The 22,170-nt window shown below is 69.8% G+C and carries 22 protein-coding genes; 7 read left to right on the forward strand and 15 right to left on the reverse strand.

All coding sequences use genetic code 11. From position 1 onward, the window contains the following. Positions 1-93: 93 nt before the first annotated feature. The gene (locus IEY12_RS02945; RefSeq protein WP_188878533.1) at positions 94-804 is read right to left on the reverse strand and encodes a helix-turn-helix domain-containing protein; all 711 of its coding nucleotides are present in this window, start codon (positions 802-804) and stop codon (positions 94-96) included. 87 nt (positions 805-891) lie between these two features. Continuing rightward, positions 892-1,461 carry a DUF7978 family protein gene (locus IEY12_RS02950; RefSeq protein WP_188878541.1) on the reverse strand — a complete coding sequence of 190 codons (570 nt, stop codon included), beginning with the start codon at positions 1,459-1,461 and terminating at the stop codon, positions 892-894. A 99-nt stretch (positions 1,462-1,560) separates the two neighbouring features. Between IEY12_RS02950 and IEY12_RS02955 the strand changes: the two genes are divergently transcribed. The 4 genes from IEY12_RS02955 to IEY12_RS02970 all read left to right on the forward strand — a co-directional run bounded on the left by IEY12_RS02955 (position 1,561) and on the right by IEY12_RS02970 (position 6,607). Then, positions 1,561-2,565, forward strand: coding sequence for a PQQ-like beta-propeller repeat protein (locus IEY12_RS02955; protein WP_188878544.1), 1,005 nt, complete (start codon positions 1,561-1,563; stop codon positions 2,563-2,565). Between the two features lie 42 nt (positions 2,566-2,607). Continuing rightward, complete coding sequence (locus IEY12_RS02960) at positions 2,608-3,069, forward strand: universal stress protein (protein ID WP_188878546.1); 462 nt, start codon at positions 2,608-2,610, stop codon at positions 3,067-3,069. A gap of 43 nt (positions 3,070-3,112) precedes the next feature. Further along, positions 3,113-4,579, forward strand: coding sequence for a replication factor C large subunit (locus IEY12_RS02965; RefSeq protein ID WP_188878549.1), 1,467 nt, complete (start codon positions 3,113-3,115; stop codon positions 4,577-4,579). Between the two features lie 81 nt (positions 4,580-4,660). After that, complete coding sequence (locus IEY12_RS02970) at positions 4,661-6,607, forward strand: PAS domain S-box protein (RefSeq protein WP_188878554.1); 1,947 nt, start codon at positions 4,661-4,663, stop codon at positions 6,605-6,607. Positions 6,608-6,613: 6 nt separating this feature from the next. Here the strand turns inward: IEY12_RS02970 and IEY12_RS02975 are convergent, their stop codons facing one another. Next, a complete protein-coding gene (locus tag IEY12_RS02975) occupies positions 6,614-7,024 on the reverse strand; it encodes an Lrp/AsnC family transcriptional regulator (protein WP_123075676.1) in 411 nt (136 codons plus the stop codon). 97 nt (positions 7,025-7,121) lie between these two features. Here IEY12_RS02975 and carA point away from each other — a divergent pair, with 97 nt between their 5' ends. Next, entirely contained in the window at positions 7,122-8,180 is a 1,059-nt protein-coding gene (gene carA, locus IEY12_RS02980; RefSeq protein WP_188878561.1) for a glutamine-hydrolyzing carbamoyl-phosphate synthase small subunit, read from the forward strand. Here carA and IEY12_RS02985 read toward each other — a convergent pair. The 7 genes from IEY12_RS02985 to IEY12_RS03015 form a co-directional block, all read right to left on the reverse strand. Next, positions 8,177-8,719: a DUF7504 family protein gene (locus IEY12_RS02985; RefSeq protein ID WP_188878564.1), complete on the reverse strand. Its 543-nt coding sequence runs from the start codon at positions 8,717-8,719 to the stop codon at positions 8,177-8,179. The two genes, carA and IEY12_RS02985, sit on opposite strands and share 4 nt — an antisense overlap. Next, on the reverse strand, positions 8,709-9,065 hold the full coding sequence (locus tag IEY12_RS02990) for a hypothetical protein (protein WP_188878572.1): 357 nt from the start codon (positions 9,063-9,065) through the stop codon (positions 8,709-8,711). Before IEY12_RS02990 ends, IEY12_RS02985 begins: the two co-directional genes overlap by 11 nt. Then, positions 9,062-9,376: a hypothetical protein gene (locus IEY12_RS02995; protein ID WP_188878580.1), complete on the reverse strand. Its 315-nt coding sequence runs from the start codon at positions 9,374-9,376 to the stop codon at positions 9,062-9,064. Before IEY12_RS02995 ends, IEY12_RS02990 begins: the two co-directional genes overlap by 4 nt. Positions 9,377-9,446: 70 nt before the next feature. After that, positions 9,447-12,695, reverse strand: coding sequence for a carbamoyl-phosphate synthase large subunit (gene carB / locus IEY12_RS03000; protein WP_188878587.1), 3,249 nt, complete (start codon positions 12,693-12,695; stop codon positions 9,447-9,449). Between the two features lie 174 nt (positions 12,696-12,869). Further along, entirely contained in the window at positions 12,870-13,427 is a 558-nt protein-coding gene (locus IEY12_RS03005) for a DUF5815 family protein (protein ID WP_188878595.1), read from the reverse strand. 2 nt (positions 13,428-13,429) lie between these two features. Beyond that, positions 13,430-13,843: a DUF7124 domain-containing protein gene (locus IEY12_RS03010; RefSeq protein ID WP_188880340.1), complete on the reverse strand. Its 414-nt coding sequence runs from the start codon at positions 13,841-13,843 to the stop codon at positions 13,430-13,432. A gap of 253 nt (positions 13,844-14,096) precedes the next feature. Further along, positions 14,097-15,341 carry an NAD(P)/FAD-dependent oxidoreductase gene (locus IEY12_RS03015; protein ID WP_188878597.1) on the reverse strand — a complete coding sequence of 415 codons (1,245 nt, stop codon included), beginning with the start codon at positions 15,339-15,341 and terminating at the stop codon, positions 14,097-14,099. Between the two features lie 128 nt (positions 15,342-15,469). Here IEY12_RS03015 and IEY12_RS03020 point away from each other — a divergent pair, with 128 nt between their 5' ends. Continuing rightward, positions 15,470-16,045 carry a DUF6149 family protein gene (locus tag IEY12_RS03020; RefSeq protein ID WP_188878599.1) on the forward strand — a complete coding sequence of 192 codons (576 nt, stop codon included), beginning with the start codon at positions 15,470-15,472 and terminating at the stop codon, positions 16,043-16,045. A 7-nt stretch (positions 16,046-16,052) separates the two neighbouring features. On the opposite strand, the gene IEY12_RS03025 is transcribed toward IEY12_RS03020, so the two are convergent. Both IEY12_RS03025 and IEY12_RS03030 read right to left on the reverse strand, forming a co-directional pair. Beyond that, complete coding sequence (locus IEY12_RS03025) at positions 16,053-16,715, reverse strand: MBL fold metallo-hydrolase (protein WP_188878601.1); 663 nt, start codon at positions 16,713-16,715, stop codon at positions 16,053-16,055. Continuing rightward, positions 16,715-18,031: an NAD(P)/FAD-dependent oxidoreductase gene (locus IEY12_RS03030; RefSeq protein ID WP_188878602.1), complete on the reverse strand. Its 1,317-nt coding sequence runs from the start codon at positions 18,029-18,031 to the stop codon at positions 16,715-16,717. The genes IEY12_RS03025 and IEY12_RS03030 overlap by 1 nt, the downstream gene beginning before the upstream one ends. A 104-nt stretch (positions 18,032-18,135) precedes the next feature. Between IEY12_RS03030 and IEY12_RS03035 the strand changes: the two genes are divergently transcribed. Beyond that, positions 18,136-19,017, forward strand: coding sequence for a homoserine kinase (locus tag IEY12_RS03035; protein WP_188878604.1), 882 nt, complete (start codon positions 18,136-18,138; stop codon positions 19,015-19,017). A gap of 96 nt (positions 19,018-19,113) precedes the next feature. On the opposite strand, the gene IEY12_RS03040 is transcribed toward IEY12_RS03035, so the two are convergent. From IEY12_RS03040 to leuC, 3 genes are read right to left on the reverse strand one after another with little or no spacing between them, the layout of a single operon-like run. Beyond that, a complete protein-coding gene (locus IEY12_RS03040; RefSeq protein WP_188878614.1) occupies positions 19,114-20,082 on the reverse strand; it encodes an isocitrate/isopropylmalate dehydrogenase family protein in 969 nt (322 codons plus the stop codon). Beyond that, the gene (gene leuD / locus IEY12_RS03045; protein WP_188878616.1) at positions 20,075-20,725 is read right to left on the reverse strand and encodes a 3-isopropylmalate dehydratase small subunit; all 651 of its coding nucleotides are present in this window, start codon (positions 20,723-20,725) and stop codon (positions 20,075-20,077) included. Before leuD ends, IEY12_RS03040 begins: the two co-directional genes overlap by 8 nt. Then, entirely contained in the window at positions 20,722-22,143 is a 1,422-nt protein-coding gene (leuC, locus tag IEY12_RS03050; RefSeq protein WP_188878619.1) for a 3-isopropylmalate dehydratase large subunit, read from the reverse strand. The genes leuD and leuC overlap by 4 nt, the downstream gene beginning before the upstream one ends. Positions 22,144-22,170 lie beyond the last annotated feature (27 nt).

Here is a 22,170-nt window from a genome sequence, read left to right on the forward strand (position 1 = left end):
GCCACACGCCGAGCGGGGCGCACGCGACCCGCGGGTTGGCGACGGTGCGGAACGACTAGTCCGGAGCGCCGGGCGCGTTTTCGCGCGAGCGGATTATTCTGCGAGCGCTTGGAGCGCGGCGAGCATCTCGTCGATGGGCGTGTTGCAGATGGCGAGCGAGAAGCCGTCGCGCTGGGCGAGCGCGGGGGCGTGCTCCCAGAGGTCCTCCTCCTCGAGACCGTGGAGGAGGACGGCGTTCGGCGTGGGGTTGACGACGCGGAGCGCGACGAGCGGGGACTCACCGCGGGAAACCCCGGTGAAGCCGAGGACGCGGTTCGTGGACTGGCCGTAGAGGCGGTAGAACTCGTCGCTGGAGAGGCGGGAGATGGCGCGGATGCTGTCGATGATGGTGTGGCCGCTGACGCGGTCGCGGTCGCCCTCGACGACTTCGGTGGCGTCGATGGCGTCGTAGACGTCCTGGAGGGGGACGGCGGTCGGGTACTCGCGGAGGTCGAGGACGATGTCGCTCTCGAAGCCCGCGGAGAGGACGCGGGCGTACTGCCGGATGCGGTCGCCGCCGCGGCGCTCGTCGATGTCGAGGAGGCCGGTGACGAGTCGGGAGACGAGGCCGATGCCGGGGCTCTCGCGGCGGCCGCTCTCGTAGTCGGAGATGACCGAGGAGGAGACGTCGAGTTGGTCGGCGAGCTCGGTCTGCGAGACGTCGAAGTCGGTGCGCCACTTGCGGAGGGTGGCGCCGGGGTCGTCGCTGAGCGTGATCTCGCCGGCGATGCGTTCGGCGAGGCCGGCGCGCGCGTCCGAGTCCATACCCACCCCCATCCGCCGCGGGGCCTAAGGCGTATCGAAGCCCCGAGGTCGGGGAGCCGTCGCGTGCGGACGCGGTGCGAGTGGCGGTCAGTCGCCCGTGGCGGCGGCGACTGCGCCACCAACGGCGCCGAAGACGACGGGGTAGACGACGCCGGCGAGGACGATACCGGTGACGAGGTCGGGCCCGAGCCAGTTGCTCTCGGCGGTGATGCGGAAGGCGAAGACGCCGACCCACGCGGGGATGGCGTAGCCGAGCGAGAGGACGGTCCCGCAGAGCGCGCCCTCGGTGGGGTCGACGAGGCTCACGGAGCGCACGAGGAGGTAGCCTCCGACGAGGAGGAAGAGCGGCGGGAGGACGTAGAGCAACTGGGGGGCGTTCCCGCTCGCGATGAGGTTCGTCGCCGTCCGCCCGCCGCCGAGCGACGGGTAGGTGAAGGAGACGAAGTGGGCGTTGTAGAAGAGCCAGCCGACGGCCTGCCACGCGGGGATGGCCTGCCCGCCGAGGAACTGGATGACGGCGTTCAGCCCGGCGAGCTGCTCACGCACCCGGTTGGCCTGCCAGAGGTAGACGACGAGATATTGGAGGACGTAGGCGGCGATACCGACGACGGCGGCGGGGACCCAGGGGACGTCGCGGCCCGTACTCGATTCGGACATATGGGTCCGGTTCGCGTGTCGGGTGCAAATCGCTTGTGGCGGCACGCGGGACGAGCGGCCACCATCCTGAAACGCCACGCCGCACATCTCTCGGGGACGATGCCCGAACTCTCACGTCGCGACGTTCTGCGGACCGTCGGTGTCGGCCTCGCGGCCGGTACCGCGAGCGCGGGTAGTGTGAGCGCCGACGGCGGGTGGCACGCCGTCGCGTCCCCGACCGATAGCGACCTCGCGGACGTCGCACACACCGCGAGCGGGGCCTACGCCGTCGGCGGCGGCGGTGTCGTCCTCGAGCGTCGCGGGAGCGGGACGGACGACGGCGCGGAGTGGCACACCCTGACGACAACCGGGCCGGACGGAAACGGCTCCAACCTCCACGCGTGCGCCCCGACCGCCGACGGCGTGCGCCTCTGGGTCGCGGGCGCGAGCGGCGCGCTCGCCGAACTCGACGTGGAGACGAACACGGTCGCGTCACATAGCGCCCCCGACGACGTGACCGACCAGTTCACGAGCCTCGTCGTCGCCGGGTCGGGCGACGACGCGACCGTGTTCGTCGCCGACAGCTCCGGGCACGTCCACGTCTCGACGGGGACGGAGCGCAGCGAACCGGGTGAGCGAACGTGGACGCACGCGACGCCCGGGAGCGGGGCGGCGATCCGCGCGCTCGCACGCGGCGACGGCGGCCGCGTCGTCGCGGTCGACGCGAACGGCGACGTCTTCGCACGGGGGAGTGAGGGGGCGTGGGCGCGCATCGGTATCGAGGACGCCGACGCCGGCCTCTACGACGCCACGGTCGTCGGCGGGCGGGCCCGCGTCGCCGGTGGGACGCTCTACCGTGAGGGCGACGACGCGTGGGACGCCACCGACCCGACCGAGCGGACGCTCTACGACATCGCGATGGGGTCCTGTGGGTGCATCCACGCCGTCGGCGCGAGCGGCACGGTACTGCATCGCCCCGGCCACGACCTCCCCGGTGGCGTGACCGTCGCGCGGTGGCTCGGCCTCTGGGAGGAGACGCATCCCGTCGAGGCGGACTTGCGGGGCGTCACGCTCGGCGACCCGCACGTCGCGGTCGGCGCGAGCGGCACCGTCGTCGAGGCGTGAGCGGACCGTATCGTTAACTCGCGTCCCGCCCTAGTGGGGCGTATGGACACCGACCTCGACACGGTCGTCATCGCACTCGGACCGGACGTCAGCGACGCCGCCGCGGACCGGCTCGTCGAGACCGCGATGCAGGTCGCCGGTCCCACCGACGCGACGGTCGTCCTCGCGTACGTCTTCTCCGGCGAGCAGTTCATCGACGCCGCGAAGCGCCTCGGCCATCCGGACGCGAGCCGCGAGGACGTCGACGACGTGCTCGCCGACCACGAGACCGTCGAGCGGCTCGGCGCGACGCTCGCCGACCACGGCATCACCTACGCCGTGCGCGGCGCCGTCGGGAAGGTCGCCGAGGAAGTCGTCGCCATCGCCGACGACGTCACGGCGGGGCGCGTCATCGTCTCCGGGCGGCCGCGCTCGCCGACCGGGAAGGCCGTCTTCGGCTCCACCGCCCAGTCCGTCATCCTCGACGCGTCCTGTCCGGTGACGTACGTCGCCGTCGAGGAGTGACCGAACGGAACCACTAAACGCGTCTCGCGCCTCTCATCCGCTAATGGTTGACTGGACGGAGAAGTACCGCCCGAGCACGCTCTCCGAGGTTCGCGGGAACAACAAGGCCCGCGACGCCCTGAAGGAGTGGGCGGAGACGTGGGAGGACCACCGCGAGGCGGTCATCGTCCACGGGAGTCCGGGCGTCGGGAAGACGTCGGCGGCGCACGCGCTCGCGAACGACATGGGCTGGGAGGTCATCGAGTTGAACGCGAGCGACACCCGGACGAAGGACGTCATCGAGCGGGTCGCGGGCGAGGCGGCGAAGTCGGGGACGCTCGTCGGCGGCTCCGGCGGGCGGAAGCTCGTCGTGATGGACGAGGCGGACAACATCCACGGGAACGCCGACCGCGGCGGCGCGCGCGCCGTCACGCGCCTCGTGAAGGAGGCGACGCAGCCGATGGTGCTCATCGCGAACGACTACTACGAGATGTCGAACGCCCTCCGGAACGCCTGTCAGGAGATCGAGTTCCGCGACGTCTCGAAGCGCAGTATCGTGCCCGTTCTCCGCGACGTCTGCCGGCGCGAGGGCATCGAGTACGAGGACGCCGCGCTCGACGCGCTCGCGCAGAAGAACTCGGGCGACCTCCGCTCGGCGATCAACGACCTGCAGGCGCTCGCCGAGGAGACCGAGGTCCTCACGGAGGACGACATCGTCACCGGGGACCGCGACACCACGGAGGGCATCTTCGACTTCCTCGACGACGTCTTCAAGGAGAAGGGCGCACAGGAGTCGCTCTACGCCGCCTACGACGTGGATGAGACGCCGGACGACCTCCTCAACTGGGTGGAGGACAACGTCCCGAAGGACTACGCGGGCGCGGAGTTGGCGGACGCCTACGAGTTCCTCGCGAACGCCGACAAGTGGCTCGGCCGCGTTCGCGCGACGCAGGACTACTCCTACTGGCGCTACGCGACGGACAACGTCGCCGCCGGCACGGCGGCCGCCCGGAGCGAGCCGAAGGGCGGGTGGACGCGCTACGGGCCGCCGTCCTTCTGGTCGAAGCTCGGGCGGACGAAGGGCACCAGAAACACCCGCGACTACGTCGCGCGCAAGATCGCCGAGGCCTCCGGGTGCTCGATGGCGAGCGCGCGCCGCGAGGTGATGCCGTTCCTCGCCGCGATGACGCATCACTGCAAGCCCCGGGCGCTCACGGTGGCGATGGCCGCGACGTACGACCTCGAGGCCGAGCACGTCGCGTTCGTCACCGGGAGCGGGGAGGACACCAACAAGGTGCAGGACATCGTCGCCGACGCCGAGGCCGCGAAGGCGGAGGCCGCCGTCGAGCACTCCGGCGGCGCCTTCGAGGGGCAGTCGAGCGTCGACGACGTCGAGGGGGCGGCCGCGAGCGCCGACGAGGACGAGCAGGACGAGGAGGAGGCGGACGTCTTCGTCGACGAGGAGGAGAGCACCAAGAGCGACGACGCCGAGGACGACGACATGCAGAGCGGCCTCGACGAGTTCTTCTAGGCGAGTCGGCGGTCGTCCCCCCCCGGGCGCCAACTGCTCCCGCCCCTCTGGCTTTAACAGATGGTATGACTACCGTTGGATATGGACGCGACGTCACCACGGGAGCGTCTCTACGCCGTCTTCGCCGACGCGGAGCTCGACGTCGAGGAGAAGATCGACCGCGCGCTCGACGTGGGGGCGGCGCACCTCGGCCTCCCGATCGGGTTCGTCACCCGTGTCGAGGACGACACGCAGCGGATCGTTCACGCGATCGGGGGGCACGACCGGGTGCAGCCCGGTGAGACCTGCCCGCTACGCGAGAGCTACTGTCGGCACACGCTCGAATCCGACGGGCTGCTCGCGGTACAGGAGGCGGCGGTCTCGCCGATCGACCAGCGGGCGATCGACGCGTTCGGCCTCGGCGCCTACATCGGCACGAAGGTCGTGGTCGATGGCGAGGTGTACGGGACGGTCTGCTTCGCGAGCCGGGAGCGCCGCGACGCCGCGTTCTCGGAGTCCGAGGAGCTGTTTCTGGAGCTGCTGGCGACCCTCGTGGGGAACGCCCTCGAGCGTCGCGCGTACGAGCGCGACCTCAGGGAGCGCACGGAGCGCCTCGAGCGCGAGAAGCGCCGCTTCGAGGGAATCGCGGAGACCAGCTTCGACGTCCTCTTTCGGGTCGGCCTCGACGCGCGCTTCACGTACGTCTCGGCGGCGGTCGAGCGCATCCTCGGCTATCGGCCCGAGGCGCTGACGGGCGAGTACTTCACGGAGTTCATGACCGAGGAGTCGGCCGAGGACGCGGTGGCGGCCCACGAGCGCCTGCTCGCGGGCGAGTCCGTGGAGAACCTCGAACTCGATTTCCGCGCGCGCGACGGCGACATCGTCGTCATCGCGGTGAACGCGACGCCGATAGCCGACGGCGGGACGATCACCGGCATTCAGGGCGTCGGCCGGGACGTCACCGCGCGCAAGGAGCGCCAGCGCGAGTTGCGCGTGAAGAACCGCGCGATGGACGAGGCGGACATCGGAATCTCCATCGCCGACCCCAACGAGCCCGACACGCCGCTCGTCTACGTCAACGACGGGTTCGAGCGCATCACGGGCTACGACACCGCGGAGGTCCTCGGTCGAAACTGCCGGTTCCTACAGGGCGAGCGCACGGACGACGCGTCGGTCGAGCGCCTCGGGAACGCGATCGACGCCGAGGAGTCGGCGGTCGTCGAACTCGTCAACTACCGGCGTGACGGGACGCCGTTCTGGAACCGCCTCCGGGTCAACCCCGTCTACGACGAGCGCGGCGACCTCTCGCACTACCTCGGGTTCCAGGACGACGTCACGGAGCGCAAGCGGACCGAGCGCCTGATCGCGCTCCTGAATCGCGTCCTCAGACACAACCTCCGAAACGACATGACGCTCTTCCTCGCGTGGGGGAGCGGGCTCCGACACGGGGACGTCGACGACCCGCGCGAGATCGGCGAGCGCATCGAGCGCGCCGCCCGGGAGCTGTCGGCGCTCGGCGAGCACGCGCGGGAGTTGGAGCAGTACGCGCGCCGCGACCGCGACCCCCAGCGCATCGACCCGCGCGCGCTCTGCGAGGCGGTCCGCGAGACGCACCGCGAGCGCTTCCCGAACGGCGACATCGAGGTGCGCGTGGCGGCCGAGCGGGACATCTGCGCGGGCGCGGAGCTCCGGGAGGCGCTCGCGGAGCTCGTGGCGAACGGACTGAAGCACGACCCGTCGGACGACCCGCAGGTGTCGGTGTCCGTGTTCGACGCGGGCGACTGGGTGGAACTCGTCGTGTCGGACGAGGGACCGGGTATCGACTCGGTGGAGGCGGAGGTCGTCGCGACCGGGGAGGAGACGGCGCTGATGCACGGCTCCGGGCTCGGGCTGTGGCTGGTGAACTGGATCGTCACCCGATACGGCGGGTCGTTCCAGATCGCGGCGGACGACGGCGGCGGGACGACCGCGACCGTCCGACTGCCGGCTATCGGCGCGGGAGAGGCCGTCGCGGACGCCGAGCGGGGGCCGACGGTGCTCTTCTTCTGAGCGCCGTTAGAGGGTCTCGTCGAGGATGAGGCGGGTCTTCGTAGTGGTGACGTCGTCGAGTTCGCGGGTCTTGGTGATGAGTTCGTTGACGCGCGTGGTGTCCTTGGCGTCGACGACGACGACGATGTCGAGCTCGCCGGAGACCTGCCAGACGAAGTCGACCTCGCTCCATTCGGCGATCTGGTCGCCGACGGCGTGCGTGTCGACGTCCACGGCGACGTCCACCTCGATCATGGCCTTGACGTTGCCGGTGCTGGTGGAGACCGTGAAGCGCTCGATGGTGCCCTCCTCCTGCAGGCGCTCGATGCGGTTCCGTATCGTCCCCTCGCTGACGCCGAGCTCGTCGCCGATTTCGGTGTACGGCGTCCGCGCGTCTCGTCGGAGGACGTCGAGGATCTGCCGGTCGAGGTCGTCCATATCGCGACCTAGGGAGCGGCGACGAAAGGAGTTACGAAATTCGTAACGATGCTACGAAAGCAAGCCTTATATTCGGCCCGTTCGTTCGTTTCTCGTAATGTCGGACGCCTATCTCGCCCTCGAAACGGGGGACGTAGTCGAAGCGCGCGCACGCGCCCCGGGCGCCGCCCAGGGCGAACTCGTGTTCACGACCGCGTACACGGGCTACGAGGAGAGCCTCACTGACCCGTCCTACGAAGCGCAAGTGCTCACCTTCGCGTACCCCCTCATCGGGAACTACGGCGTCCGAGAGGAGCGCTTCGAGTCCGACCGCGTCCACCCGCACGCCGTCGTCGCACGCGAGATGACGGACGACGTCGCCGAGTGGCTGGAGGCCGAGGGCGTCCCCGGCGTCGACCACGTCGACACCCGCGACCTCGTGACGGACATCCGCGACCGTGGCGCCATGAAGGTCGGCGTCTCCGCCGGCCCCGAGGCCTCCCCCGAGGAGGCGAAGGCGCAACTCGAGAGCTGCCCGCACATGAGCGACATCACGGACATCGGCGAGCGCGTCAGCGTGGACGAACCCGTCCACCACGCGGGCTCCGGCCCGCGCGTCGCGCTCGTCGACTGCGGGGCGAAGGGCTCCATCGTCGACTCGCTCACCGCGCGCAACGCCGACGTCCACGTCCTGCCCTACGACGTCTCGGCCGAGACGGTCGCGGACCTCGACCCGGACGTCCTCTTCATCTCGAACGGCCCCGGCGACCCCGCGAACTTCGAGGCCACCGAGGCCCTCGTCACCCACTTCAAGGGCGACCTCCCCATCGCCGGCATCTGCCTCGGCCAGCAGGTCGTCGCCCGCGCGTTCGGCGGCACCACCGAGAAGATGACCTTCGGCCATCGCGGCGTCAACCAGCCCGTCCTCGACCACGAGTCCGGGCGCGTCGTCATGACGACGCAGAACCACGGCTACACCGTCGACGAACCCGGTGACCTCACCGTCACGCAAGTGAACGTCAACGACGACACGCCGGAAGGCATCGACAGCGAGGAGTACGGCGTCCTCACCCGCCAGTACCACCCCGAGGCGAACCCCGGCCCGCACGACACCCTCGACTTCTTCGACGACGTGCTCGCGCTCGCCGAGGACCGCGCGGCGCTGACCGTCAACTAGCGCGCGGACACCGTCCTGTCCGTCAGCCCCTCGAGACGCGCGAGCGTGCGCTCCCCGAGGACGCCCTCGGTCGCCGCGAGCACGCAGTGGGCGTTCCGCTCGCGGGTCGCACTCGTTATCGACTCGACGAAGCGGACCAGTCGCTCCTCGGAGACGTACATCGAGAGGACGCCGAGGTTGTCGACGACGACCCAGCCGACCCCCGGGCGGACGTGCGCGAACGCCTCCGAGAACCGGATGCTGATGCCCGTGAGGTCGCTCGGGTTCGCGCGCTCGGTCGTCCACAGCGGCCCGTCGTAGTCCACGGTCGTCCCCGTGATCGGGACGACGCCGACGTGCGCGGGGTCGCCGCCGCGCGCCGCGACCGCGCGTTCGAGGCGCTCGAGGTCGGCGGACGTCGAGAGCACGAGCAGGTTCTCGAAGCCCGCGCGCGGAATCGCGGATAGCGGGCGCTCACCGGACGGGAGCGTGTAGAGCGCGACCGCACCCGCCGAGAGGTCCGCGAGAGCCGCGCCGTCGTCGACCCGGTCAGCGTTCATTTTCGAACCCCCCGACGTACTCGTCGCTCTCGACGTCGACGTGTGCGTCGCCCCCGAAGTCGATGAACTCGCGCGCGAAGCGCCACGTCGCGGCGACGCTGACGGCGCCGCTCGCCGCGTAGAAGACGTACGCGAGGACGCGCAGCGTCACGTCGAACACGCGGACGTCGACGAGGAGTTCGAGGAGGGCGCCCGCGCTCAGGCAGGCGAGCGCGACGGTGAAGAGGAGGACGCCCTCGCGGTAGAGGACGTTGTGCGAGTACGTGAGGAGCGGATACGCGAAGGCGACGCAGAGCGCCACGAGGGCGACGACGGCCACCCCCCAGAGGGCGATTTCGGGCGTCACGCCGCCACCTCTAGTTCGGCGGTGAGCGAGACGAACCGCCAGCACGTCACCGCGATGGCGGCGACGGCCACGAGCCAACAGACGGAGGCGGCCCAGCCGCCGTGTGGCGGCGTCGTGGGATGGATTGTGACGGTCGTCGAGACGGTCAGCGCGACGAAGACGACGGGGAGCGGCGCGAGCGTCCGCCCCCACGGCGTCCCGCGAAAGCCGAGCGCGGCGATGGTCGAGAAGACGGAGGCGACCGTGGTCGCGAGGAGCGTGAAGAGGTTGAGCGCGAACGTGGCCTCGGTCGCCCACGATTCGAGCGGCATATCCCCCGTCTCGCGTGCGGGTCACTAAAGGTTCGTCCCCGCTCCGGGGACGCGACCGGGGCGGGCGCGCTTACTCGTCGCGGCCGCCCCACTTCGCGTTCGTGATGGGGCGCGAGCTGACGGATTCGACGTCGAGGTCGTCGTCGCGGTGGGCGAGCGCCTCGAGGCTCGCCGTCGCGCTCGCGACCGTGGAGATGTAGGGGAAGTCCTCCTCGACGGCGGTCCGGAGCGCGTCGACGTCGTCACCGACGTAGAGGTCGATTTTGTCCGTGCGGATGGCCTCGGGGACGTCGTCGAAGGCCTCGACGTCGTAGTACTCCTCGAAGCCCTCGATGTCGAAGTCGACGACCGCGACGCCGCCCTCGGGGAGGTCGTTACCGGCCGCGGACTGGGCCTTCTCGTAGGCCTTCCCGAAAGTGCGGGCGGTGCCCATGACCTCGCCCGTGGACTTCATCTCGGGGCCGAGGCGCGGGTCGGCGCCCTCGAGGCGGTCGAACGGCAGGACGACCTCCTTCACGCTGTACTCCTCGGGGATGCCCTCCGCGACGTCGAGGTCGGCGAGGGACTGGCCGGCCATGACCTTCGCGGCGAGCTTCGCGATGGGGACGCCGGTCGCCTTCGAGACGAACGGCACGGTACGCGAGCTACGCGGGTTCGCCTCCAGCACGTACACTTCGCCGTCCTTCACGGCGAGCTGGACGTTGAGGAGGCCGACGGTTTCGAGGGCGCGCGCGATCTCCTCGACGACGTCGCGGACGCGGCCGAGCGTCTCCTCGTCGAGGTTGCGCGGCGGGATGACGCACGCGGAGTCCCCGGAGTGGACGCCGGCGGCCTCGACGTGCTCCATCACGCCACCGATGAGGACGTCCTCGCCGTCCGAGACGGCGTCGACGTCGAGCTCGACGGCATCGGCGAGGAACTCGTCGACGAGGATGGGCTTGTCCGGGGAGACGCGGACGGCCTCCTCGATGTACTCCGTCAGCTCGGCGTCGCTGTGGACGACCTCCATCGCGCGCCCGCCGAGGACGTAGGACGGCCGGACGAGCACGGGATAGCCGAGGTCGTGTGCGAGGTCGAGCGCCTCGGACTCGCTGAACGCCGTCCCGCCGTCGGGTTGGCTGATTCCGAGGGAGTCCATGAGGACGTTGAAGCGGTCGCGGTCCTCCGCCAAGTCCATCGCCTCGACGCTCGTGCCGAGGATGGAGGCGTCGAGGCCGCGACGGTCGATCTCGGCCTCGAGTTCGTCCGCGACGTTGACGGACGTCTGGCCGCCGAACTGGACCATCACGCCGTCCGCGCCCGTCGCCTCGACGACGTCCGCGACCTCCTCGGCGGTGATGGGTTCGAAGAACAGCCCATCAGAGGTGTCGTAGTCGGTGCTGACCGTCTCGGGGTTGTTGTTGACGACGTGGGCCTCGACGCCCTCCTCCCGGAGCGCGCGCACCGCGTGGACGGAGCAGTAGTCGAACTCGACGCCCTGCCCGATGCGGATGGGGCCGCCGCCGACGACGACGACGGAATCGGTGTCGTGGTTCACTCGGAGCTCGCCGCCCGCGGCTTCGCCCTCGAAGGGGCCGCTGAACCACTCGGGTGCGCGCGAGGAATAGTAGTACGGCGTGCGCGCCTCGAACTCGCCCGCGCAGGTGTCGACCTGCTTGTAGGTGCGGCCCGGGACGTCGGCCTCGACGTCGTCGATGGTGACGCCCGCGCCGTCCGGGCGCGCCTCCGGCTCGTCCTCGTCGGGGCCGTGGTCGACGTCGGCGGGCAGCCACGACTCGTGGGTGTCCGCGAACTCGCCGCCCGCGAGCGCCGTGATCTCGTGGTTCGTGAAGCCCTCGATGGCGGCGTCCGTGAACTCGCCGTGCTTCGCGCCGTCGGCGGCGTCGGCGACCCGCGCGAAGCGCTCGACGTACCACTCCTCGATGCCCGTCAGCTCGACGATCTCGTCGACGGAGTAGCCACGGTCGAACGCCTCGAAGAGCGCGTACGGGCGGTCGGGGCTCGGGCGCGCGACGTAGCGCTCCTCGAGCTCCGCGTCGCTGAGGCCCGCCCAGTCGACGTCGGGCTCGTACTCGCTGGAGCGCATCGCCTTCAGGAGCGACTCCTCGAAGGTGCGCCCGATGGCCATCGCCTCCCCCGTGCTTTTCATCGCGGTGCCGAGCGTGAAGTCGACGTCGTCGAACTTGTCCTTGGGCCAGCGCGGCACCTTCGTGACGACGTAGTCGATGGCGGGCTCGAAGGCGGCGGTGGTCTCGCCCGTGATCTCGTTCGTGATCTCGTGGAGGCGCTTGCCGAGCGCGACCTTCGCGGTGACGCGCGCGATGGGGTAGCCCGTGGCCTTCGAGGCGAGCGCGGAGGAACGCGAGACGCGCGGGTTCACCTCCACCACTCTGTATTCGCCGCCCGGGGTGCCGTCGTCGTGCCACGCGAACTGGATGTTACAGCCGCCCTCGATTCCGAGGTCGCGGATGACTTCGAGCGCGGCGTCGCGCATCTCCTGGTGGCCGTCGTCGGGGATGACCTGACTGGGCGTCACGACCGTGCTCTCGCCGGTGTGGATGCCCATCGGGTCGATGTTCTCCATGTTGCAGATGATGACGGTGGAGTCGCCGGCGTCGCGCATCACCTCGTACTCGAGTTCGACCCAGCCGGAGATGGACTCCGTGATGAGCACTTCCGAGTTCCGCGAGAGGCGCAGGCCCTTGCGGACGCGCGACTTCAGCTCGTCCATCTCCTCGACGACGCCGGAGCCCGACCCCCCGAGCGTGTACGTCGTGCGGGAGATGACGGGGAGGCCGCCGACCGCGTCGACGGCGTCCTCGACGCGCTCGGCGATGTCGTCCTCGTCGAGCGCTTGGACGGACTCGCCCTCGTCGAGCGAGATGGTGGTCGAGCGCGGGACGGGCTGGCCGAGGTTCTCCATGCGCTTGCGGAAGAGGTCGCGGTCCTCGGTCGCGTAGATGGTGTCGAGCGGCGTCCCCATGATCTCGACGTCGTACTCGTCGAGGACCCCCTCCTCGGCGAGTTCGGCGGTGACGTTTAGCCCTGTTTGCCCGCCGAGGCCGGCGATGACGCCGTCGGGGTTCTCCTTCGCGATGACCTCCGCGATGGCCTCGACGGTGATGGGTTCGATGTAGACCTCGTCCGCCATCTCGGGGTCCGTCATGATGGTGGCGGGGTTGGAGTTGACGAGGACGACTCGGGCACCCTCCTCTTGGAGGGCGCGACACGCCTGCGCGCCGGAGTAGTCGAACTCTGCCGCCTGGCCGATCTGTATCGGGCCGCTCCCGATGAGGAGGACGGTCCGGTCGTCACTCATGTGTAGCTAGGTCGAATGCGTACATCGTAATAAGCGAAACGAAAGAGTGCAAATCTCGTAATCGGATTACGAAAATCGTAACGCAGCCGGTGGACGTCCGCGAGTACGCGCGGCGAGCGCGCTACGGGCTATCGACGGCGACAAAGAACCCGAACGGGGAACGCGGGAGAGCGCCTACCGCTCGCGCTCCCACTCGCGTTCGCTCCGATAGGCGTCCACGAACCCTTCGACGTCGAAGTCGAGCATCTGCGTCTCGAACTCGCCCTGCGCGCCGTCGTCGCGCGTGTGGCTCACCGCGTGCTCCATCAGCTCGACGACGAGCTCGACGACGTGCTCGTGGAGCGTGCGGGCGTCGAACGCGGCCACCCAGAGGAGCGCGTATCCCACGGTGCCGTCCTCGCTCGCGTCGACGACCACCACCTCCTCGGGGAACTCCTCCATGACGCTCCCCATGAGGTGTGGCGTGCCGAACTCCTCGAAGGCGTCGTCCTCGCTCGGCGTCACGCTCGCGCGCAACACCTCGACGACGTCCTCCGGGACGAAGCGCGAGGGCGGATGCATGTCCATCACGACCGCGTGGCGCTCCCCGCACGCGCACTCGTACTCGCGCATCCCGAGGTCGAACTCGCCCCGGTGGACCGACTCGCCACACGGGAGCGTGACGGTGCCGTCGTCGGATCCCTCACCGCCGTCGGCGCCGTCGCCGGCGTCGGGAACGCGCGGCCCCGCCATCGTCAGGGCCAGTCGTCGCGCTCCGGCTCCCCGGCCGCCGTCGCGTCCTCGTCGTCCTCGCCGAGCTCCCAGTCCGCGGCCGCCGCCGCGTCCTCGATCGCGAGGTACTCCCAGCCCGTCTCCGCCGCGAGTTCCTCGTCGGCCTCGCCAGTGCCGACGAAGACGTGGCGGTCCGTCTCGAACTGCGACTTCACGTTCTCGAGGCTCTCGCGCTTCGACTTCGGACCGGAGAAGAAGTCCTGCCTGATGCGGCGCTTGCGCGTGAAGTTCGTCACGACGTACGTCGGTTCGTCGCTCACGACGCCGACGTACTCCGTCCACTGCCGGGCGTCGGCGAACGCCGTCCCGGGCTTCGCGAGTCGCTTGAGCGCGGACAACTCGAAGGCGAGCGTCATGTCCGTGCTCCCGCCGCTCATGCTCATACCTAGGGGATGGGCCGCTCGCGTGGAAAACGGCTTCGGTCGGGGCGATAGGGGGCCGCGACGACGCCCGGCGTGCGGGTCTAGGTCGTGACGGGAACGCGTGCCTCGGCGCTCACGCGACGCACGGGGTCGGTGCCGAGCGGCGTACTCGTGGGGGACCTACGAGCGCGATCGACAAACGGGGTGTTCGGAAACGAGAGCGGGCGTGAAGCCGGTTGCTGGTGGGAGGTGACGCGGTCTCGGAGCCCTACAGGTCGACGTCGAGCTCTTCGAGCTCGAAGTTCTCCTGCAGGAGGACGTCCGACTGGTCCGCGACGTCGGCCTCGCCGCGGATGAGCTGCTTGTACTTCGACTGCGGCGCGAGGTTGCCGATGAGGACGCCGCCGATGAGCTTCCCGTCTTCGAAGGCGAGCCGACGCCACTCGGTCTCCGAGTACTTGCGCTCGACGTGCTCGTCGCCGTCCGTCGGGAAGCCGAAGGAGAGGAACGGGAAGTCGAAGTGCGTGATGGAGTAGGAGGACACCCAGCGGAACTCGTCAACGCTGTCCTCGACGTCGTCGGCGACCATCGCGTGCCCGGCGACGGAGCCCTGCTGTTTCGCGGAGCCCCACGAGCCGTTCTGCGCGCGTGTGTCGCGGATGGTGTCGTAGAACTGGGTGATGTCGCCGGCCGCGAAGACGTCCTCGGCGCCCGTGCGCATGTACTCGTCGACGACGATGCCGTCGTCCATCTCGACGTCGGTGTCCTGGAGGAACTCGACGTTGAAGTTCAGGCCGATGGCGACGCCGACGAAGTCGGACTCGTAGCGCTCGCCGTTGCCGCCGATAGTCGCGACGACGTGCCCGTCGTCGTCGGTCTCGAAGCGCGACGCGCCGGAGTCGAAGACCGGCTCGATGCCCTTCTCCGCGAGCGCGTCGTGGATGATCTCCGCGCCGTCCTCGCTGAGGGCGTAGCGCCACCAGCGGTCCCCGCGCATCAGGTACTTCGCGTCGATGTCTTGGGCGGCACAGATCGCGGCGAGGTCGATACCGAGCAGGCCCGCGCCGACGATGGCGCCTTCGTCGGCGTCCTCGGCGTGCTCGCGGATGTGGCGGGCGTCCTCGAACGTCCAGAAGTGGTGAATGCCCTCGGAATCACTGTTCTCGACGGGGAGTTGGGTGGGCGTCCCGCCCGTCGCGACGAGGAGTTTGTCGTACTCGAGGTCGTCGCCCTCGTGCGTGTGGACGACGTGTCCGTCCACGTCCACGCCCGTGACGAGCGTGTTCAGCTGGAGGTCGATGTCGCGCTCATCGTACCACGACTCGTCGTGGATGGAGATGGGCGCTTCGGGGAGCTTCCCCTTCGCGAACTCCTTGATGAGGATGCGATTGTACAGGGCTTCGCCCTCGTCTGTGACGACGGTGACGTCGGCCTCGGGGGCGCGTTCGCGGATGGTCTCCGCAGCGGAACTGCCGGCGACCCCGTCGCCGATTATCACGAACGACTCGCTCATACTGGCACTGTGCGTTCCGGGTTAAAGTGGATTGCTATCCGTCTATGGTCCCGGCACACGTTACCGGAGTGTGGCACGAATCCGCCGACACGGGTAGGACTTTGTATATCGCGGCCGAATCACCGGACATGAAACTACGCCAGAACGTCACGCACTTCGCGGCGCGGAAGGCGCTGGAGATGCCGGGCGTCGGTGAGATGGTCCACGAGAAACTCGTCGACGTTCACGTCTCCGTCTTCGGCGGCTGGGCGGACGACGAGCACACCGACGAGCGCATCCCGCACCTCGAGGCGTTCTTCGACGCCTCCACGGAGATGTACCTCGCCGCGCTCCAGGCGGGCTACGAGGAGGCCGTCGCGCGCGAGATGACGCACATCGTCGCCACCTTCGACTTCTACAACCACGGCTGGGCGGAGATGATGGAGTTCCCCCCCGAGGAAGTCGACGCCCACTACGAGCGCCACCGCGAGTTCTTCGAGGCGCACGACATCACCGTCGAGGACCCCCTCGGCGAGTTCGCGCCCGAAGGCGGCCTCCCCGACGCGCCGGCGACGCCCGAACGCCTCGACGACGGCGAGTTCCCGCACGCCGAAGGCGGCTTCGCGGACGACGTCTACGTCGAGGGCGACGACGGCGAGACACACCAAGGAAGCGCCGAGGAACCGGAGCACGTCGACGTCGAGGACGCCCCCGGCGCGAACTGACGGCCGACTACCCGAGCGCGCCGGCGAGCGCCTTCTTCCCGCCGGTGACGAGCGGCGTCCCGTGGCCGACGCACGCCACGTCGAACGCGGGGGACTCGCGCACGAGGGAGCCGATGCTCTCGCGGACGTCGCCGGTGTCGTAGCTCAACGCCCACGGCGACGGTTCGAGCGCGCCGTCGGCCTCGCGAACGAGGTCGCCGAGGAAGGCGACGCCCCGCTCTCGCGAGACGTAGGCGACGTGCCCCGGCGTGTGCCCGGGCGTCGCGAACGCGGTGAAGCTCCCGAGTTGGTCGCCGTCCGCGACGTACGCGACGTCCGTGAGCGTCGGCGCGAACAGCCCGGTGACGCGCTGAAAGAACCCCTTCCGGTTCGAGAGCGGCGGCCGGCGTCGCCCGGTCAGGAAGTCGGCGTCCTTCGCGCCGACGTGGACCGGCGCGTCGAGGTCGAGCGAGCGGAGGCCGCCGACGTGGTCGATGTCGTAATGCGTCACGAACACCCGCGTCACGTCCGCGAGGCCGTAGCCGGCATCGCGGACGCCCGCGCGGACGTCGTCGGCGTGCCACGGCATCCCCGCGTCCACGAGCACGAGGTCGTCGCCATCCTCGACGAGGTAGGCGTTCGTTCCGCCGAGGTCGAGCCACCAGCAACCGGCGACGAGTTCCTCGGCCATCAGTACTCCTCGACGATCCTGTCGGCGACCTCGTAGCCAGCGACGATACCGCCGTTCAGCGAGCGCTCGGGGTACTGGGCCTCGCTCGCCATCCCCGCGTAGTAGACGCCGTCCGCGACGGCCTCGGAGAGGTCGTAGGGCACCACCATGTCGAGGTAGCCGCGCTCGTAGATCGGCGCCGTCCGGGGGTTGCGCGCCGTCTGCACCCAGTTCACCGACTCGCGATCGAAGTCGGGGAAGAGGCCCTCGATGCCGTCGAGCCACGTCTCCGCGACCGCCTCGTCGTCCATCTGCCAGACCGGGTCCTCCGGGCTCTGGATGTACTTCGGGACGTAGAGGAGGTGCTCGCCGCCGTAGTTCGACTGGTGGATGAAGTTCGTGTGCTCGATGAGCGCGCCGAACGGCGCGTCGTCCGCGACGTTCAGCCAGTAGGTGTCCGTCAGCGACTCCTCCATCGAGATCACCGAGCAGACCGTCCCTTGGAACTCGATGTCACACTCGTAGCCGGTGAGCTCCTCGAGGACGGTCGGCATCGCCGCGACGACGACCGCGTCCACGTCATGCGCCTCGGCCGCGCCGTCGGGTCCCTGCGCCGTCAGCGACTCGACGCCGGACTCGCCGTAGGTGACGTCCGTCACGCGCGTGCTCGTCTCCACGGTGTCGCTCCCGACGTCGTCGAGGAGTTCGTCGAGGAGGCGGCCGAACCCGCCCTTCAGGTAGCCCAGCGGTTCGCCCTTCAGCAGGTCGCGCTCGCCCCGGAACTTGATGCGCCCGAGGAGCCACGCCGCCGAGACGTCCTCCGCGCGCTCGCCGAACTTCGCCTCCAGGAGCGGCTCGAAGAACGTCTCGTAGACGTTCTCGGTGGTGTGCTCGACGCAGAACTCCTTCACGGGGACGTCCTCGTAGTCCTCGAGGTCCTCGTAGGAGTCGAACGACGGGACGCCGCCGCGAACGTCGACGTCGAGGACGAGCATCCCCAAGCGGAACGTGTCGTAGAGGCTCCAGTAGGGGAACGCGAGGATCTCCCACGGCTTGTCCATCGGGTGGATCGTCCCGTCGATGTAGTAGGCGTTCTTCCCGATGGGCCACTCCACGTCGTCGCCGAGGCCGAGTTCCTCGATGAGGTCGACGATGGTCCCCTCAGAGCCCGAGAGGTGGTGATAGAACTTCTCCAGCGGGTCGCCCGCCGTCTCGTACGTCGCCGCGAGCCCCCCGATCTGCTCGGACGCCTCGAACACCGTCACCTCGTGGCCGGCGCGCTGGAGACGCCGGGCCGCCGCCAGCCCTGCGATCCCGCCGCCGACGATGCCAATCATGGCACAGAGTGCGTCGCCGGTCCGGGTTAGCGTTACGGTCGGCGGCGTTCCGGCCGCGCCGCGCGTTCGCTACCCTTTTCCCCCACGGTACGGTACGGGCGCGCATGCTCACGGTCCGTGCCCCCGCGACGAGTGCGAACCTCGGGAGCGGGTTCGACGTCTTCGGCGTCGCGCTCGACCGGCCCGCCGACGTCGTCAGCGTCGAACGCGCCGACGAGACCACCATCGAGGTCTCGGGCGCGGGCGCGCAGTACATCCCCGAAGACCCCCGGAAGAACACCGCCGGCGTGGTCGCCCGTGAACTCGACGCGCCCGCGCACATCCGCATCGACAAGGGGGTGCGCCCGTCCTCGGGGCTGGGCTCCAGCGCCGCCTCCGCCGCCGCCACCGCCGTCGCGCTCGACGCGCTCTACGAGCGCAATCTCACCGGCGACGAACTCGTCCGCGTCGCCGCCGAGGGCGAAGCCGCCGTCTCCGGCGAAGCGCACGCCGACAACGTCGCGCCCTCGATCCTCGGCGGCTTCACCGTCGTCCGGGACGACGGCGTCTTCAGCGTCGACGCGGACGTCCCCCTCGTGGCGTGCCTCCCCGATATCGCCGTCTCGACGCGCGACGCGCGCGGCGTCGTTCCCGAGAGCGCGGCGATGGACGACGTCGTCCACACCGTCGGGAGCGCCGCCACCCTCACGGCAGGGATGCAGCGCGACGACCCGGCGCTCGTCGGGCGCGGGATGGACGAGCGCGTCGTCACGCCCGCCCGCGCGAAACTCATCGACGGCTACGACGACGTCTGTGCGGCCGCGACGGACGCCGGCGCGACCGGCGTCACCGTCAGCGGCGCCGGCCCCGCCATCATCGCCGCCTGCTATCCCGCCCGCCAACGCGCCGTCGCCGCCGCGATGGTCGAGGCGTTCGAGGACGCCGGCGTGGACGCGCGCGCCTACCGCTCGACGGTCGGGTCGGGCGCGGAGATACTCGGCGAGTAAGCCGCCCGAGCGCGTGTTTCCTCGCTCGATACGTCGACGGAGAGACGCGTCGCTCGGTGCGCGGGAGAACGAGTAGAAACCGAACGGGTGCGGCGCTTAGAGCCGCTCGATGATGTCGTTCGTCACGTCGGCGGTGGACGCGTCACCGCCGAGGTCGGGCGTTCGCGGGCCGTGCGCGAGGCCGTCCTCGACGGCGTCACGCACCGCGTCGCCCTCCTCCTCGTAGCCGAGGTAGTCGAGGAGCATCGCCGCCGAGAGCACCGTCGCGCAGGGGTTCGCGACGCCCTGCCCGGCGATGTCCGGTGCGGTGCCGTGCACGGGCTCGAAGAGCGCGCGCTCCTCGCCGATGTTGGCGGAGGGGAGGAGGCCGAGCCCCCCCACGAGGCCGGCGGCGAGGTCGGAGAGGACGTCGCCCGCGAGGTTCGGGCAGACGACGACCTCGTACTCCTCGGGGCGCAGACAGAGGTGCATCGCGAGCGCGTCCATCAGCGCGGCGTCCGTCTCGACGCCGTTCTCCTCGGCGACCGACTGCACGGTGTCGCGGAAGAGCCCGTCCGTCTCGCGCATCACGTTCGCCTTGTGGGCGACCGTGAACCCGTCCGGGGCGTAGTCGCAGGCGTACTCGGCGAGGCGCTCGCTCGCGGACTTCGAGACGACGCGCGTCAGCGTCGAGACGTCGTCCGTGAGCCGCGACTCGTGGCCGGCGTAGACCCCCTCCGTGTTCTCACGGAGGAAGACGATGTCCATGTCGGGCTTCACGGCGTCCACGCCCGGGTACGTGCGCGCGGGCCGGACGTTCACGAAGGAGCCGACGGCGTCGCGAAGCGGGAGGATGACGTCCGCCGCGCTCTCGCCCGCCGCGCCGAACAGCGTCGCGTCCGCGTCCGCGACGAGCGCGCGCGTCTCCTCGGGGAGCGGGTCGCCGCCCTCGGCGGCGACGTGGTCGCCGGCCGTCGCCTCCACGAACTCGAAGCCGATGCCCGTGGCCTGCAGGACGTCGACCGCCGCAGGGACGACCTCTTGGCCGATACCGTCGCCGGGGATGACGACGATCTCCTCAGTCATCGGCCTCGGCCCCCGGGAGCGAGTCGGACTCGACGTACGGGAGTGACTCGGCCACGTCGCGCGTCGCCGCCGCGTTCGCCTCCATCAGCGCGGTCGTGTCCCAGACGCCCTCCACGAGCGCCTTGTGCTGTGCCTTGTCGACGTTCGCGCTCATCTCCGTGCCGTCGTACTCGACGACTTCGCGCACGACGTCGACGTGCAGTTCCTCGTCCGGGTGGTCGTCCACCCACTGCTGGAGGGCGTTGATGGACTCGTGGTCCGCCGTGAGCGTCGGGATGCCGAGCGCGAGGCAGTTGCCCGCGAAGATCTCCGCGAAGGACTCGCCGATGATCGCGTCGATCCCCCAGCGCATCAGCGCCTGCGGGGCGTGCTCGCGCGAGGAGCCACAGCCGAAGTTCGAGTTCACCACGAGGACGTTCGCGTCCTGGAAGCGCGCCTCGTTGAACGGGTGGTCCTTCTGGTTGTCCTCGTCGTCGAAACGCTGGTCGAAGAACGCGTACTCGCCGAGGCCGTCGAACGTGACGACCTTCATGAAGCGCGCGGGGATGATCTGGTCGGTGTCGATGTCGTTCCCGCGAATCGGGATGCCGCTCCCGGTCACTTCCTCGATGGTCTCGGCCGGCCCCTCCGAGAGGTCACTCATGCGAGGCTCACCTCCTTCAGGTCGCGCACGTCAGTCACTTCCCCGGTGATGGCGGCGGCGGCGACCATGCGCGGGTTCATCAGGACGGTGCGGCCGTCCTTCGAGCCCTGTCGGCCGATGAAGTTCCGGTTCGAGGAGGACGCACACGCCTCGTCGCCCTCCAGTTGGTCGTCGTTCATCCCGAGACACATCGAACAGCCGGCGTCGCGCCAATCGAAGCCGGCCTCGGTGAAGACCTCGTCGAGGCCCTCGGCCTCGGCAGCGGCCTTCACGCGCTGGCTACCGGGGACGACGAACGCGCGCACGCCGTCCGCGACCTCCCGGCCCTCGACGACCCGCGCGGCGGCGCGCAGGTCCGGCAGGCGGGCGTTCGTACAGGAGCCGAGGAAGGCGACGTCGATGTCGTAGCCCTCCATCGTCTCGCCGGGTTCGACGCGCATGTGGTCCTGTGCGCGTCGCGCGACATCCGCGTCGCCGGAATCCATCTCCTCGGGGTCCGGGATGGGGTCCGTGATGCCGATTCCCTGCCCGGGCGTGGTCCCCCACGTGACGACCGGTTCGAGGTCGGAGGCGTCGATGGTGACGACGTCGTCGTACTCCGCATCGTCGTCCGTGCGGATGGACTCCCAGTACTCCTTGTGGCGCTCGAACTTCTCGGGGTCGTCGGCGTACTCGTCGGTCTCCGCGAGCCACTCGTAGGTGGTCTCGTCGGGGTTGACGTAGCCGGCGCGCGCGCCGCCCTCGATGGACATGTTGCAGATGGACATGCGGCCCTCCATCCCGAGGTTCTCGATGGCCTCGCCGCCGTACTCGTAGACGTAGCCGACACCGCCGTCGGTTCCGAGTCGGCGGATGATCTCGAGGATGATGTCCTTCGCCTCGACGCCGGGGCCGAGTTCGCCCTCGACCTCGATGCGTCGGACCTTCTGCTTCTCCATCGCGATACACTGCGTCGCGAGGACGTCCCGAATCTGCGAGGTGCCGATGCCGAACGCGACGGCGCCGAACGCGCCGTGCGTCGCCGTGTGCGAGTCGCCACAGACGATGGTCTTGCCGGGCGTCGTGATACCCTGCTCCGGCCCGATGACGTGGACGATACCCTGATTGCCCGTCGTCGGGTCGTCGAACTCGATGCCGGCGTCCCGGACGTTCTCCTCGAGTTCCTCCATCATCCGCTCGGCGGCGTCGTTCTTGAACGGCCGCGAGCGGTCGTCCGTCGGGACGATGTGGTCGACGGTCGCGTGCGTCAGCTCGGGGTAGGCGACGTCGATGTCGCGCTCGCGCAGCATCCCGAACGCCTGCGGGCTCGTCACCTCGTGGATGAGGTGGAGGCCGACGAAGAGCTGGGTCTGGCCCGTCGGGAGCGTCGTGACGGTGTGCTCGTCCCAGACCTTGTCGTAGAGCGTGCCCTCGCTCATACGCGCCCCTCCGTCGGGACGGCCGTC

This window comes from Halarchaeum grantii (assembly GCF_014647455.2).
Lineage (GTDB): Archaea > Halobacteriota > Halobacteria > Halobacteriales > Halobacteriaceae > Halarchaeum > Halarchaeum grantii.